This is a genomic window from Kitasatospora sp. NPDC004272, assembly GCF_053603035.1.
Genome location: NZ_JBSGET010000065.1, coordinates 1 through 14,702, shown reverse-complemented (window position 1 = coordinate 14,702; position 14,702 = coordinate 1). Strand labels below are relative to the sequence as shown.

Below are 14,702 nucleotides of genomic sequence, written 5' to 3'. Positions count from 1 at the left end.
GACGTCCGGGAGTCGGACGTCCGCGGGCCGGACGTCCGCGTGCTGGACGTCTGCGTGGTGGGCCTCGGCAAGATCGGCCTGCCGCTGGCCGTCCAGTACGCCGGCCGGGGCCACCTGGTCACCGGCGCCGACATCGCCCCCGGCACGGTCGCCGCCGTCAACGCCGGACGGCCGCCCTTCCCGCGCGAGGCCCACCTCGCCGAGCGGCTCGCCGGGGCCGTCGCCGCCGGACGGCTGCGCGCCACCACCGACACCGCCGCCGCCACCGCCGGGGCCGACGCCGTGGTGATCGTCGTCCCGCTGGTCACCGGCCCCGACGGCACCCCGGACTTCGGGCTGCTGGACGCCGCCACCGACGCCGTCGCCGCCGGACTGCGCCCCGGCACCCTGGTCAGCTACGAGACCACCCTGCCGGTGGGCACCGTGCGCGGCCGCTTCGCCCGGCGGCTGGAGGCCGGCTCCGGGCTGGCCGCCGGACGGGACTTCGCGCTGGTGTTCAGCCCCGAACGGGTCCGCACCGGGCGGGTCTTCGCCGACCTGCGGCGCTACCCCAAGCTGGTCGGCGGCATCGACGGGGACTCCACCCGGCGCGGCGCCGAGTTCTACCGGGCGGTGCTCGACTTCGACCCGCGCCCCGACCTGCCGCGCGGCAACGGCGTGTGGGAGCTGTCGAGCGCGGAGGCCGCCGAGTTCGCCAAGCTCGCCGAGACCACCTACCGGGACGTCAACATCGCGCTGGTCAACCAGTTCGCCCGGTACGCGGACCGGGTCGGCGTCGACCTCGCCGAGGTGATCGACGCCTGCAACTCCCAGCCCTACAGCCACCTGCACCGCCCCGGCATCGCGGTCGGCGGCCACTGCATCCCGGTCTACCCCCGGCTCTACCTGTGGAACGACCCGGACGCCACCGTGGTGCGCGCCGCCCGCGAGGCCAACGAGCGGGTCCCGGCGTACGCGGTCGGGCTGCTGGAGGGCGCGCTCGGCCCGCTGGAGGGCGTCGCCGTGACGGTGCTCGGCGCCGCCTACCGGGGCGGGGTCAAGGAGACCGCCTACTCCGGGGTGTTCCCGCTGGTCGAGGCGCTGCGCGCGGCCGGGGCCGAGGTCGGCGTCAGCGACCCGCTCTACCCCCCGGACGAACTGGCCGCGCTCGGCCTGCCGCCCGACCAGGGCAAGCCCGCCGCCGCGCTGGTCGTCCAGGCCGACCACCCCGAGTACCGGGACCTCGGCGCGGCCGACTTCCCGGGCGTGCGGGTGCTGCTCGACGGGCGCCGGGTCACCGACCCGGCCCGCTGGGAGGGCGTGCGGCGGATCGTGCTCGGCGGGGGCGGCTGAGGCACGGGGGGCCGCGGATTTCGCGGGGTGGCGGCCGTTTCGCCCGCCCGGTGTGCCAGGCTGACGGGGTGAGCACGGACCAGACGGCCCCAGGAGTCAGCTTCACCGCCGCCGACGAGGAGAAGCGGCGCGGTGTGCGGAAGATGAAGAGCGTGGCGACCGGGCTGCTCGCCCTGGCCACGCTGGTGTTCGCCCTCGCCACCTGGGCTCAGGCGTCCGGCGCGGGCGCCTGGGCCGGGTACGTCGCGGCCGCCGCCGAGGCCGGCATGGTCGGCGCGCTCGCCGACTGGTTCGCCGTCACCGCGCTGTTCCGCCGCCCGTTCGGGCTGCCGATCCCGCACACCGCGATCATCCCGACCAAGAAGGACGCCTTCGGCCGCTCGCTCGGCGACTTCGTCGGCGACAACTTCCTGTCCGCCCCGGTGGTCCGGGCCCGGCTCGGCCGGATCGGGGTGGCCCGGCGGCTCGGCGAGTGGCTCTCCGCGCCCGGCAGCGCCGAACGCGTCACCCGGGAGGCCGCCGCCGCGCTGCGCGGCCTGCTCGCGGTGCTCCGCGACGAGGACGTGCAGGCCGTGGTCGCCGAGGCGGTCACCCGGCGGGCCGCCGCCACCTCGGTCGCCGAACCCGCCGGACGGCTGCTCGGCAAGATCGTCGCGGACGGCGGGCACAAGGGCCTGGTCGACCTGGTCGCGGTGCGCGGCCACGACTGGCTGGTCGAGCACCACGGCGAGGTGGTCGCCCGGGTCACCGCCAAGACCCCCGGCTGGACGCCCAAGTTCCTCGACCAGCAGGTCGGCGAACGCGTCTACAAGGAACTGCTGCGCTTCGTCACCGACGTCCGCGACGACCCGGTCCACCCGGCCCGCGGCGCCCTCGACAACTTCCTCGCCGACTTCGCCCGGGAACTCCAGCACGACCCCGCCACCATCGACCGGGTCGAGCGGGCCAAGGCCGACCTGCTGGCCCGTCCCGAGGTGCAGGACCTGATCGCCTCCTCCTGGGCGGCCGTCCGCGCCCTGGTGCTCAACGCCGCCGAGGACGAGGACAGCGAACTGCGCCGCCGCCTCACCGAGGGGCTGCGCGCCCTCGGCCGGCGGCTGGCCACCGACGCGAAGCTCCAGGCGAAGACCGACGGCTGGCTGCTGGACGCCGCCGAGTACGTGGTCTCCACCTACCGGGAGGAGATCACCTCGCTGATCTCCGAGACCGTGGCGGGCTGGGACGCCGCCGACGCCTCCCGCAAGATCGAGGCCAACGTCGGCCGCGACCTGCAGTTCATCCGGATCAACGGCACGGTGGTGGGCGCGCTGGCGGGCCTGCTCATCCACACCGTCAGCACGGCCCTGGGCGGCTGACCGGACCCCGGGCCCGGCCCGGCGTCCCCCTCCCGGCGGCAAATTCCGGGTAAAAACTGGCGCCCGCCCGCCGGGTCCGTCCGCCGGGCCCGGGCGGGAGCGCCGGCACGGCGCTGACCTGCGGGTCCCGGCGGCGGCGCACGGTCGTGACGGGCCGTCAGGACGGGCGACGGGAGCCGGTCCGGGGTGATTCGTCCTGGTGCGGGTGCGCCCGGCCGCCTGGACTAGGGTGGGCGACCGATCGGCGTGGCCAGGGGGGTCGAACGCCTGTTTTCCACGGGGGAGTTGACGGACATGACGGTGCGTGCGCGAAAGACCGCTCTGCGGATCGCGGCACTGGGGGCGGCCGCGCTGGTGCTGACGGCCTGCAACGACGACGGGGCCTCGTCCGACCCGGGGCTCTCCGGCGCGTCCGCGCCGCACAGCACGGCGGCGAGCCCGACCGCCCACGCCAGCCCGACCGGGAAGGCCAAGCCCAAGGACCCGGAGCGGGGCAGCAAGTCCAGCCCCGCGGCGGGCGGTGCCGCGGCGGGCGGGGACAAGGCGGCGCAGGCCAAGCTGAGCAAGCTGGTGCTGAACCCGGAGGACGCGGGCGCCGGCTACGTCAGCAACGGGGACGACAGCACCGACCTGGACGACTACCCGATGGACGGTTCCTGCTTCGCCAAGAAGGACGGCACCATCGACGGACTGACCGCCTACGTGCAGCGCTACCTGCGCGAGGACCACGAGAGCCACTCGATGTTCCTGAGCACCAGCGCGGGCCAGTACGCCACCGTGGCCACCGCGCACAAGGACATCCAGACCGCCAGGACGGACTCCCAGCGCTGCCCGACCTACAGCACCGACGACGGCAGCAAGTTCACCGGCGTGCACGCCGTCCAGGCACCCGCCGTGCCGGGCGCCGAGGAGGTCTACGCCGAGGAGGGCAAGGTCACCTTCGCCCCCGACGACCAGGGCTCCTACGCCCCCGCGCCGTACACCTACTACCTGGCGCGCAAGGGCACCGTCGAGATCACGGTGTTCGTGGCCGGCGACCCGACCTGGAACCCGCAGATGGCCAAGGACGACGCCAAGTCGGCGCTGGCGACGATGGCCACCCGCTGGTGACGGGCCGGGCCGGGCGCGCGGGTTAGCATGCGAGGTCTGTCCGGGTCCGGGTGAAGTAGACGGGAGCGTGCCGTGGTCGAGGGTGTCCAGGGGATCGAGGCGTTCATCGCCGGATTGCCGAAGGCGGAGCTGCACGTGCACCACGTGGGGTCGGCCTCGCCGCGGGTGGTGGCCGAGCTGGCGGCGCGGCACGCCGGTCGCAGCAGGGTCCCGGTGGACCCGCAGGCGCTCGCCGAGTACTTCACCTTCACCGACTTCGCGCACTTCATCGAGGTGTACCTGAGCGTCGTCGACCTGATCCGGGACGCCGAGGACGTCCGCGCGCTGACCTACGGCGTCGCGCAGGACATGGCCCGGCAGAACATCCGGTACGCCGAGCTGACCGTCACCCCGTACTCGTCGGTCAGCCGGGGCATCCCCGACGTCGCCTTCATGGAGGCGATCGAGGACGCCCGGCTGTCCGCCGAGAAGGACCTCGGCATCGTGCTGCGCTGGTGCTTCGACATCCCCGGCGAGGCCGGGCTGGCCTCCGCCGAGGAGACCGCCCGGCTGGCCCTGGACCTGGCCCCCGAGGGGCTGGTCTCGTTCGGGCTCGGCGGCCCCGAGATCGGGGTGCCGCGCCCGCAGTTCAAGCCGTACTTCGACCGGGCCCGGGCGGCCGGACTGCACAGCGTGCCGCACGCGGGCGAGTCGACCGGCCCCGAGACGGTGTGGGACGCGATCCGGGTGCTCGGCGCGGAGCGGATCGGCCACGGCACCCAGTCGGTCAAGGACCCGGCCCTGGTCGACCACCTCGGCGAGCACCGGATCCCGCTGGAGGTCTGCCCGACCTCCAACCTGGCGACCCGGGTGGTCGAGCGGATCGAGGACCACCCCCTCCGGCAGATGGTCGACGCCGGCCTGCTGGTCACCATCAACAGCGACGACCCGCCGATGTTCGGCACCGACCTGAACACCGAGTACGCGGTCGCCGCGAAGCTGCTCGGCCTGGACGAGGCCGGGGTGGCGGCGCTGGCCCGGAACGCCGTCGAGGCGTCCTTCCTGGACGCGGCGGGCAAGCGCCGGCTGACCGGCGAGATCGACGCTCACCTGGCGGCCTGGCGGCCCACCGCCTGAGCACCGGCCGCGGCGGCGGCCGGGCGGTGCAGGTACCACCGCTCGGCCGCCGTCCAGGCCGTGGAGGCCAGCAGGTACAGCTGCCCGGCCAGCGGCAGCAGCAGGGCGAACAGCGGGGTGCCGAAGGCCAGCCAGCGCAGCGGCCCGGCGGCGGGCGTGCCGGCGGCGGGCGTGCCCGCGCCCTGCGCGCGGCGGACGTTGAACCAGGCCAGCGCGAGCAGCGCCGCCTCCAGGACGGCGAACACCGCGAACTGCGCCGGGGTGCGGGCCGCCGCGGGGTGGGTGGCGAGCGGGACGCCCGCGAGGGTCGCGTCCAGCAGGTGGCCCGGGGCGGTGGTGAACAGGCGGTACATCACCGAGAAGAACGGCGCCTGCAGCAGCGCGGGCAGCAGCCCGGCGAACGGGCCGGTGCCCGCGGCGCGCTGCAGCGCCAGCAGTTCGCGGTTCAGCCGGGCCGGGTCCTTCGCGTGCCGCTCGCGCAGCCGCGCGACCTGCGGCGCGATCCGGGCCCGGGCCCGTTCGGCCCGGGCCGCGGAACGGGCCAGCGGGTGCAGGGCCGCGCGGACGGCCAGGGTGAACAGGACGATCGCCACCGCGGTGGGCACGGCGGTGGCGAGGGCCGCGACGGCGGCGTGGGCGAGGCGGACGGCGGGGTCGAGGACGCTCAGGACGGACACGGCGGGCTCTCCGGGAGTCGGCGGGGCAGGGCGACGGTGCTCGGAGGGCGGACGCGCGGAGGGGGCGTCCCGGCCCGGTGGGGCGGGGACGGCGGACGGTGGCTCGCGCAGTTCCCCGCGCCCCCGACGGGGACGGCGGGAGCGGCGGACTCCCGGCCCCGGTCCGGGGAGCACGGGGCTCCCGGTTCCGGCGGGGTCGGGGAGGTTCGCGGGACTGCGGAGGCGGACGGGCCCCTCAGGCGGCCGCGGGCAGCCGTCCCGGGGCGCGGGGGCGGGCGCGGCCCGCGGCGTCCGGGTCACGCGGACGCAGGTAGGCGGTCCGGTAGGCGCGGCGGCGCAGGACGCCCGCGTGGACGGCCGCGGGGGTGCGGGCGCCGGAACGGCGGGCCGCGGTGAGCGTGCCGGCGACGGCGGCGGCGAACAGCAGCAGCGCGGCCGTGGTCAGCGCACCCGGGCCGGTCAGCAGGTCGCCGGTGAGGACCTGGAACAGCGCGAGGAGGAGCGGCGCGACGGGCACGGGGCGGGCCTCCTCGGGGCGGGGTGTTCGGATCCGGCGGTACGACAACGGCCGGACGGGGCCGGATGGTTCCCGGGGCGCGGGTCGGGAGGTGCGGCAACGGCGGGCCGGGAGGCGGTGGTTCGCGGCTTCCGGGGCGGGGCGTGTCAATGTTGGTGCGGGGCCGGGTGGTTACCGGTGCCTGGGGTGAGTGGGACGCCAACGGGGCTGTGGGCAAGGGGTGTTCTCGGTGTCGGGGCCGGACGGTGTGCCAACGGCTGTGCTGCGGCGGGTGTTCACCGGTGCCCGGGGCGAGCGGTGCGTCAACGCCGGTGTCGACAAGGGCGGTTCGCGGTGCCCGAACCGGGAGTGTGCCAACGGCGGGGCAGGAGGCGGTGGTTACCGGCGTCCGGCCCCGCCGTCGGCGGGTTTCAGGGGAGGCGGATCACGGAGGCCGTCGCGGCGGAGGCGCGGGCGGCCTCCAGGACGGCCAGGGTGGCGACGGCGTCGCGCGGGTCGACCGGGGGCGGGGTGCGGTCGGCCAGCGAGGCGGCGATGCCCGCGTAGTAGGCGGGGTAGTCGCCGGGGTCGGTGGTGACCGGTTCGGCGTCGCCGTCGCTGCCGAGCAGGCCGTACGCGGCCGGGTCGTCGTCGCCCCAGTGGCTCTCCGGGCCGCCCGGGCGGCGGCCGGCCCGCAGGTCGGCCTCCTGCGGGTCCATGCCGAACTTGACGTAGCCGGCGCTGTCGCCGAGGACGCGCAGGCGGGGCCCGGCGAGCGGGGCCAGGGCGCTGGTCCACAGCTGGGAGCGGACGCCGCCGGTGTGGGTGAGGGCGAGGAAGGCGTCGTCGTCGACCACCGCGCCGTCGCGGCGCACGTCGATCTCCGCGTACACCGTCTCGACCGGGCCGAACAGGGTGAGCGCCTGGTCGACCAGGTGGCTGCCGAGGTCGTACAGGGTGCCGCCGACCTCGGCCGGGTCGGCGAGCTCGCGCCAGCCCGGCTTCGGCTTCGGGCGGAAGCGCTCGAAGCGGGACTCGAAGCGGTGCACCCGGCCGAGCCGGCCCTCCTCGATCAGCCGGCGGGCGGTCAGGAAGTCGCCGTCCCAGCGGCGGTTCTGGAACACCGACAGCAGCAGGCCGGACTTCTCGGCGAACTCGCACAGGTCGCGGGCCTCGGCGCTGGTCGCGGCGAGCGGCTTGTCGACCACGGTGGACAGGCCCGCCAGCAGGGCGGTGCGGGCGAGCGGGACGTGGGTGCGGTTGGGGGAGGCGATCACCACCAGGTCGAACCGGTCGGCGTCCTCGAACAGCTGCTCGGGGGTGTCGAGGGCGCGGGCGCCGGGGTGGTCGCGGTGCAACTGGGCGCGGCGGTCGGGGTTGGCGGTGACCACCGCGTCCAGTTGGAGTCCGGGGGTGGTGGCGATCAGCGGGGCGTGGAAGGCGGAACCTGCCAGGCCGTAGCCGATCAGGCCGACGCGGAACGGGGCGGAGGGCGTGCTGCTCATGCCCTCAACTCAACCACCCCGGTCCGCCGGAGCGACGGAGGCCACCCGGTCCGCGAGCCCCGGCCGGTCAGCCGTCGTCCCCGGGGCGGTGCCGGCGCAGCACCGCGCAGGCCGCGCCGCCCAGCAGCAGCACCGAGCCCAGCGACAGCAGCACGCCGTCGGTGGTCGCGTCGCCGCCGGTCCTGGCCAGCTCGGAGGAGGACGGCGCGGGCGCGGGCGGGGCGGTGGGCGATCCGGCCGGGGCCGGGGCCGGGGGCGGGGCGTCGGCGGCGGCGGGCAGCGCGGCCGGGCCGCCGAGCAGGGCGGCGGCGGCCAGCAGGGGCAGGGCGGTGCGGCGGACGGAGGCCATCGAGGGCTCCCTTGCGTCGTGCGGAGAGAGGGTGTGTCCGGGACGCTAGCCACTCGGAGCGGCCGATCTGACGGTACGTCAGGGTAGTTACGGGCGGCTTAAGGCCGTGTTGAGGAGCCCCGGACCGGGGGCGACGGTCCGGGGCCGGGCGGTCACGCCCGGTTCGCGGACGGGGCGGCGCCGGCGCCCGCGGCCCGGCACGGCGAGGGCCCCCGGCGCGGCGCGCCGGGGGCCCTGCGGGGAGCGGGGTCAGACCAGTTCGACCAGGTCGGCGATCGAGTTGACCACCTGGGTCGGCCGGTACGGGAAGCGGTCGACCTCGGCCGCCTGGGTCAGGCCGGTCAGCACCAGGAAGGTCGACATGCCGGCCTCCATGCCGGAGACGATGTCGGTGTCCATCCGGTCGCCGATCATCGCGCTGTTCTCCGAGTGCGCGCCGATCGCGTTCAGGCCCGCGCGCATCATCAGCGGGTTCGGCTTGCCGACGAAGTACGGCTCCACGCCGGTCGCCTTGGTGATCAGCGCGGCCACCGCGCCGGTCGCGGGCAGCGCGCCCTCGGCGGACGGGCCGGTCTCGTCCGGGTTGGTGGCGATGAACCGGGCGCCGTCGTTGATCAGGCGGACGGCCTTGGTCATCGCCTCGAAGGAGTACGTCCGGGTCTCGCCCAGCACGACGAAGTCCGGGGCGGTGTCGGTCAGCACGTAGCCGACGTCGTGCAGCGCGGTGGTCAGGCCGGCCTCGCCGATCACGTACGCGGTGCCGCCCGGGCGCTGGTCGTCGAGGAACTTCGCGGTGGCCAGCGCGGAGGTCCAGATGTGCTCGGCGGGCACGTCCAGGCCCATCCGGGCCAGGCGGGCGTGCAGGTCGCGCTGGGTGTAGATCGAGTTGTTGGTGAGCACGAGGAAGGGCTTCCCGGACTCACGCAGCCGCTTGATGAAGGCATCGGCCCCGGGGATCGGCACGCCCTCGTGGATGAGGACTCCGTCCATGTCGGTCAGCCAGGTCTCGATGGGCTTGCGGTCTGCCACGTGGGTGTCTCCTTGGTCTTGCACAGGTCGAACGATCTTCGTGATCGCTCCGACCGGACACCACTGGCCGGTCGGGCGCCACAGGCTGCCCCAACGCCGTCAGCCTAGTCGTCCGGGCCGGACGGACACAGGGGCGTCCGGCGCCGGTGACCGCCCGCCGCCCGCCCGGACGCCGACGGTGGGCGGCCCGGGACACCCCGGGCCGCCCGCCGTCCGGACCGGCCCCGCCGTCAGCCCCCGTACGGGCCCCCGCCCGGCGGCTGCTGCGGCGGCTGCGGCGGCTGCCCGTAGGGCGCGGGCGGCTGCTGCGGGGGCTGCCCGTGGGGGGCGGGCGGTTGCTGCGGGGGCTGCCCGTGGGGGGCGGGCGGTTGCTGCGGGGGCTGCTGTTGCTGCGGCAGCGGGGCGTACGGCGCGGCGGGGGCGGTCGGCGCGGTCGGGGCGGCGTACGGCTGCGGCTGCGGTGCGCCGTACCCGGGCTGGGTGCCGTACGGCGGCCGGGGGGTTCCGTACGGCGGCGGCTGCGTCCCGTACGGGGGCTGCGGCGCGCCGTACGGCTGCGGGCCGTCCGGCAGCAGCGGTTCGGCGTCGGAGCGGCGCCCGCGGCGGACCAGCAGGACCACCACCACCGCCAGCACCAGGAGGACCGCCACCACGCCGCCGATGACCAGTGGCAGGCTCCCCGAGCCGGACGAGGACTTCTGCGGCGCGGCCGACGGCTCGGGGGCCGCGCCGGGCGAGGCGCTCGCCGCACCGCCGGGGCTCTGGGCGTCCGCGCCGGGGGAGGCGGACGGCGAGGAGGCCACCGTGGGCAGCGGGTTGACGTCCGCCGGGCCGGGGTCGCCGGGGGCGGTCAGCGCGACCTGGGGCCGGACCACGCCGTAGCCGAGGAACTCGTTGCGGTGCTGCGGGTCGCTGGCGGTGTTGATCAGCACCCGCAGCACCTGGTGGGCCGTCCAGTCGGGGTGCGCCGACCAGAGCAGCGCGGCGGAGGCGGAGACCAGCGCGGTGGAGTCGGAGGTGCCGTTGCCCTTGCAGTACCCGGACGGGCCGGTGCACGCGCCGTAGATGTCGGTGGCCGGGGCGGCCAGCACCACCTGCTGGCCGTGCTGCGACTCCTCCCAGAACTTCCCGTCCCGGTCGCTGCCGGACACGCCGACGACGCCGGGCAGGGCGGCCGGGTAAACCAGGGCGTTGCCCTGCTTGCCCTCGTTGCCGACCGAGGCGACCACCAGGGCGCCGCGCTCGATGGCGTGGTTGACGGCCGCCTGGAGCTGGCTGCGGTTGGCGGGGGTGAGCACGTTGGTGCCCTGCGAGACGTTGACGATCCTGGCGCCGTTGTCGGCCGCGTAGACGATGCCCCGGGACAGCTGGTCCACGTACTGGTCCTGGGTCATCGCGGGGTTCATGTCGGAGGTGGTGTTCTTGACCGGGAGGATCTTGACCCCGGGCGCCAGGCCGTAGGCCCCCTTGCCGTTCAGGCCCTTGCCGGTGCCGGCGATGTCGCTGGCGGTGTGGGTGCCGTGGCCGATCGGGTCGGACAGCACGCCGCCGGGCAGCCCGCTCAGGTCGGTGCCGGGCAGCAACTGGCCGGCCAGGTCGGGGGCGTCGGCCTGCACCCCGCTGTCGACCAGGCCCACGACGATGCCCTGGCCGGTGCTGGTCTTCCAGATCTCCTCGGCCTGCATGGCGTCCAGGAACCACTCCTGCGCGCGGATCGAGCTCTCCGCCGCCGCGGGCCCCGCCGCCCAGCCCCACAGGACGGCGCCGACCGCCGCCGCGACGGCGAGTCGCCGCCCCCGCCCGGCCCTGCCCAATCGCCGCATCGCGCTCTCCTCCGTGCTCGTGTCGCGTCCACCAGGGCCTTCCCGGCACGCGGTGCGGCCCGACCGGGGAGCAGCCGCCCCGCGGCGGGCCTTCGAACGGACCGTCACTCGATCGCGTCCGGGTCGACCGGCCGCAGCCCCGGCCCGGCCGGGCGTCAACTGCCGCCGGGAGAGCGCCCCCTGACGGCGGCCGCGGCCGCGCTGCCGCCACCGCTCCCGTCCGTGGACGCTCCGAGCACCGCCGTTCCCCCTCCCCGTGGGCCGCGGACGTCCGCTCCCCCGGGGTCCGCTCCGGCCCCGCCCAAAGATAGCGGCCCGGCAGGACGCCCGGCAGGGGTGATCCGCGCCCCCGCCGCCGGCGGGCCGGGCGGGCTGTCGGCCCGACTGTGTAGCGTTCACCGCGGCGGGTCCGGGACGGGCCCGCGCAACGGGACGAGCGAGAGCGGCCGCCGTGCGGCGCGGCCGGTGGGAGGTACAACGTGACGGAGCTGGCCGAGACGTCCACGGGCGGCGCGCCGGAACTGCCCGAGTCCTGGCGGGCGGTGCTCGCCGAGGAGACCGGCAAGCCCTACTACGCGCAGCTGACGGAGTTCCTGGCCGCCGAGCGCGCCGAGCACGAGGTGTTCCCGCCCGCCGGGCAGGAGTTCTCCGCGCTGGAGGCCACGCCGTACGAGGACGTCAAGGTCCTGATCCTCGGCCAGGACCCGTACCACGACAACGGCCAGGCGCACGGCATGAGCTTCTCGGTGCTGCCGGGCGTGAAGACCCCGCCGTCGCTGCGCAACATCTACAAGGAGCTCGGCACCGACCTCGGCCTGACCGTGCCCGACAACGGGTACCTGATGCCGTGGGCCGAGCAGGGCGTGCTGCTGCTCAACGCGGTGCTCACGGTGCGCGCGCACGAGGCCAACTCGCACAAGAACAAGGGCTGGGAGAAGTTCACCGACGCGGTGATCAAGGCGGTCAGCGCCCGCGAGGAGCCCTGCGTGTTCGTGCTGTGGGGCGGCTACGCGAAGAAGAAGCTGCCGCTGATCGACACCGAGCGGCACGTGGTGGTGCAGGGCGCGCACCCTTCGCCGCTGTCCGCGAAGCTGTTCCTCGGCAGCAAGCCGTTCTCGCAGATCAACGCGGCGCTGGAGGGCTTCGGCCAGAAGCCGATCGACTGGCAGATCCCGAACACCAAGGGCTGAGCGCCACGCGCCGAGGGGCCCGGCCGTCGAACGGCCGGGCCCCTCGGGCCCGTTCGGGGCCGGTGCCGTCAGGCCAGGACCGGCGGCCCGGTGGCGGCGCGCACGCCGGCCAGGGTGACGCCGTCGGCGGGCCGGGTCGGCCCGTCGACGCGCTCGGGGGCGCCGTCCTCGGCGGTGCGCTCCGCTACGCGCCCAGGAACGCCTGCCAGCCGTCCTTCGGGGCCTGGCCGACGTTGAGGGTGCGGAGCTTGCGGAGGGTGGACTGGTCCTGGGCCTCCAGCCAGTCGACCAGCTGCTTGAAGGAGACCAGGCGGACGTCGGGCTTGTCGGCGATCTGCTTGAGGGTCTCCTCGACGGCGTCCATGTAGATGCCGCCGTTCCACTGCTCGAAGTGGTTGCCGACGAAGAACGGGGCCCGGTTGGTGGTGTAGGCGCGGTTGAAGCCGGCCAGGTACGCGTCGCGGGCCTGGTCGCGCCACTGGCCGTACTTGCCGGGGTCGCCCTTGGTGGAGCCGCCGGACTGGTTGGCGAGGATGTTGTAGTCCATCGACAGGACCTGGAAGCTGTGGCCGGGGAAGGGGATGCCCTGGAGCGGGAAGTCCCAGATCTTGCCGTCCTGGACCTTCTGCGGCCAGATCTGCAGGCCGCCGGGGGAGCTGGCGTCGTACTTCCAGCCGAGCTTCGCGGCGGTCGGCAGCAGGGCCTTCTGGCCCTCCAGGCAGGGGGTGCGGCCGCCGATCAGTTCCTTCTTGTAGTCGAAGGGCAGCGGGTCGACGTCGGTGAAGCCGGTGTTCGTGCGCCACTCGGTGACGAAGGAGACCGCCTGCTGGATCTCGCTCTCCCAGTCCTCCGGGCTCCACTTGTTGACGCCGTTGTGGTCGGAGCGGGTGGAGCAGAAGTGCCCGTTGAAGTGGGTGCCGATCTCGTGGCCGGAGAGCCACGCCTGGCTGATCAGCTTGATGGTGTTGCGGACGGCGTTGTCGGACAGGAAGGGGATGTCCGAGGCGCCGGCCGGGTGCTGCGGCGGGTGGTAGAGGGAGGACTTCTCCTTCGGCAGGGTGTAGATGCCGGAGAGGAAGAAGGTCATGCTCGCCCTGTGCTCGTCGGCGAGCTTGAGGAAGCGGCTGAACTGGCCGTCGTCGGTGGCGCCGGCGCCGTCCCAGGAGAAGACCACGAACTGGGGCGGCGCCTCGCCGGGCTTGAGCTTCTCGACGGCGGGCTGGTGCGGCTGGGTCCCGGTGTCGGCGGTGGAGCCGTCGCCGAGCGGGGTCGCCTTCACCGGGGGCTGCGGCGAACCGGAGCCGCCGGCCGACCTGGCGTCCGAGCCGGGGCGGTTCGCGGAGCCGCCCCCGCTGGAACAGGCCGCGACGGCGCCGAGGGCCGCCGTCGCCGCGGTGGCGGTCAGCACTGTCCTGCGCGAGATGGTGCTCATGGTCTCCCCTGCCACGGTGGGCGCGATACAGAAGGAACTCCGGGTGCCGACGCGCGGTCCCGGAGGTCAACTTCTGGCAAAATCGGACAATTTGACGGTATCGCCATCGCAAGGATGGCACGCCCGAGGGGGCCGGTCCAACGCCGTCCGCCCTCAACCGGTCATCACGCGGTAAAGCTTCGGTCGGCTCCCGGGGCGGGGGTCTTGTTGCCGTCCTGAGACAGAGAACGCCGAGGTCGCGGAGGTGGCCCCCGGTCAGTCGCCCTCGACCAGCACGGCCAGCCGGCGGCGGCGCCGGACCAGCTGCACCACGGCGGAGCTGATCGCGGTGGCGGCCAGGCAGGAGATGGCCAGGCTCAGCCAGGCGGTGTCGAACCAGTGCTGGTTGAGCCAGCCCAGGGAGACGATGTAGGCCGCCCACACCACGGCGGCCACCGCCGACCAGCGCAGGAAGGTCCACGGCCGGTGGTGGGTGGAGTGGCCGACCGCCAGGTCCAGCACCGTCCGTCCGGCCGGGACGAAGCGGGCGATGATCACGATCGCGGCGGCGGCCCGGCTGGTGTGGCGGCCGGTCAGGGCCCGCTGCACCCGCTCGACGCTCTCGGCCAGCCGGGGGCGGCGGGCCAGTCGGCGGTGCACGGCGGGCGCGCCGCGCCGGGCCAGGTTGAGCAGCAGCAGGTCGCCCAGGAAGGAGGCGACGGCGACCCCGGCGGCGAGCAGCAGCGGCGAGCCGCCGACCTGCCCGGTCTTCAGCACGGCCAGGATCACCAGCGTCCCGCTGGGCAGGAAGGGCAGGAAGGCGTCGCCGAGGACCGCGGCCAGTGCCAGCGCGCAGTACCAGGCCGGCCCGATGACGGCATTCGGATCCACGGTGTCTCTCCCTCCAGCACGCCCGGGGGGAGCAGCTGCAACGGGGGACAACGCTAGCGCGGGCAAAGTTCATGCCATGAAGCACCCCCGTGTGGCATACCGCACACGGCCCGCGGGCACGGCGAGAGCCCCCGGAGCGGGGTAACGCTCCGGGGGCCCGTGGGATCGAACGACGCTGGTCGAGCCCGCCGATCTGTCGCTGGTGCGCGGAGCCGGTACGTGTTCCGCGCTGAACACCAGACTGCCCCATCCCCGGCCCCGCTTCGACCATTGGACCTGGCGACTTCTCGCTGTGGCGTGAAGTCGCCACGCAGCGTGGCCTACTGGCGGCCCGTCAGCGCGGCCCCCGGCGGGTCGCGGCCCGCGGGGCGGTCGGCGGGGCGGTCGGCGGGCCGACGGGCGGGCGGACGGGCGGCGG

General features: G+C 75.2%; 13 protein-coding genes. 5 read left to right on the top strand and 8 right to left on the bottom strand.

What is annotated here, in order from left to right; genetic code table 11:
- The first annotated feature begins 42 nt into the window (after nt 1-42).
- The 4 genes from ACWEO5_RS20790 (at nt 43) to ACWEO5_RS20775 (ending at nt 4,913) form a co-directional block, all read left to right on the top strand.
- Nucleotides 43-1,332, top strand: a complete 1,290-nt coding sequence (locus ACWEO5_RS20790; RefSeq protein ID WP_452163809.1) for a nucleotide sugar dehydrogenase — start codon at nt 43-45, stop codon at nt 1,330-1,332.
- A gap of 68 nt (nt 1,333-1,400) precedes the next feature.
- On the top strand, nt 1,401-2,687 hold the full coding sequence (locus ACWEO5_RS20785; protein ID WP_452163781.1) for a DUF445 domain-containing protein: 1,287 nt from the start codon (nt 1,401-1,403) through the stop codon (nt 2,685-2,687).
- A gap of 294 nt (nt 2,688-2,981) precedes the next feature.
- A complete protein-coding gene (locus ACWEO5_RS20780; RefSeq protein WP_452163780.1) occupies nt 2,982-3,797 on the top strand; it encodes a hypothetical protein in 816 nt (271 codons plus the stop codon).
- A gap of 72 nt (nt 3,798-3,869) precedes the next feature.
- Nucleotides 3,870-4,913 carry an adenosine deaminase gene (locus ACWEO5_RS20775; protein WP_452163779.1) on the top strand — a complete coding sequence of 348 codons (1,044 nt, stop codon included), beginning with the start codon at nt 3,870-3,872 and terminating at the stop codon, nt 4,911-4,913.
- On the opposite strand, the gene yidC is transcribed toward ACWEO5_RS20775, so the two are convergent.
- The 6 genes from yidC to mycP all read right to left on the bottom strand — a co-directional run bounded on the left by yidC (nt 4,883) and on the right by mycP (nt 10,792).
- Nucleotides 4,883-5,590: a membrane protein insertase YidC gene (yidC, locus tag ACWEO5_RS20770; protein WP_452163778.1), complete on the bottom strand. Its 708-nt coding sequence runs from the start codon at nt 5,588-5,590 to the stop codon at nt 4,883-4,885. The two genes, ACWEO5_RS20775 and yidC, sit on opposite strands and share 31 nt — an antisense overlap.
- 235 nt (nt 5,591-5,825) lie before the next feature.
- Complete coding sequence (locus ACWEO5_RS20765; RefSeq protein WP_452163776.1) at nt 5,826-6,107, bottom strand: DUF6412 domain-containing protein; 282 nt, start codon at nt 6,105-6,107, stop codon at nt 5,826-5,828.
- Between the two features lie 410 nt (nt 6,108-6,517).
- Nucleotides 6,518-7,591 (bottom strand): Gfo/Idh/MocA family oxidoreductase, encoded by a 1,074-nt coding sequence (locus ACWEO5_RS20760; protein WP_452163775.1) that lies wholly within the window; start codon nt 7,589-7,591, stop codon nt 6,518-6,520.
- A 67-nt stretch (nt 7,592-7,658) separates the two neighbouring features.
- Nucleotides 7,659-7,940, bottom strand: coding sequence for a hypothetical protein (locus ACWEO5_RS20755; RefSeq protein ID WP_452163774.1), 282 nt, complete (start codon nt 7,938-7,940; stop codon nt 7,659-7,661).
- Nucleotides 7,941-8,189: 249 nt separating this feature from the next.
- Nucleotides 8,190-8,969, bottom strand: a complete 780-nt coding sequence (locus ACWEO5_RS20750) for an HAD-IIA family hydrolase (RefSeq protein ID WP_452163773.1) — start codon at nt 8,967-8,969, stop codon at nt 8,190-8,192.
- A 230-nt stretch (nt 8,970-9,199) separates the two neighbouring features.
- Nucleotides 9,200-10,792, bottom strand: a complete 1,593-nt coding sequence (mycP, locus tag ACWEO5_RS20745) for a type VII secretion-associated serine protease mycosin (RefSeq protein WP_452163772.1) — start codon at nt 10,790-10,792, stop codon at nt 9,200-9,202.
- 479 nt (nt 10,793-11,271) lie between these two features.
- Here mycP and ACWEO5_RS20740 point away from each other — a divergent pair, with 479 nt between their 5' ends.
- Complete coding sequence (locus tag ACWEO5_RS20740; RefSeq protein WP_452163771.1) at nt 11,272-11,982, top strand: uracil-DNA glycosylase; 711 nt, start codon at nt 11,272-11,274, stop codon at nt 11,980-11,982.
- Between the two features lie 184 nt (nt 11,983-12,166).
- On the opposite strand, the gene ACWEO5_RS20735 is transcribed toward ACWEO5_RS20740, so the two are convergent.
- Together ACWEO5_RS20735 and ACWEO5_RS20730 are read right to left on the bottom strand one after the other, a co-directional pair.
- Nucleotides 12,167-13,414 carry a hypothetical protein gene (locus ACWEO5_RS20735; RefSeq protein WP_452163770.1) on the bottom strand — a complete coding sequence of 416 codons (1,248 nt, stop codon included), beginning with the start codon at nt 13,412-13,414 and terminating at the stop codon, nt 12,167-12,169.
- Nucleotides 13,415-13,669: 255 nt separating this feature from the next.
- Nucleotides 13,670-14,284, bottom strand: a complete 615-nt coding sequence (locus ACWEO5_RS20730; protein WP_344551310.1) for a hypothetical protein — start codon at nt 14,282-14,284, stop codon at nt 13,670-13,672.
- Between the last annotated feature and the right edge of the window lie 418 nt (nt 14,285-14,702).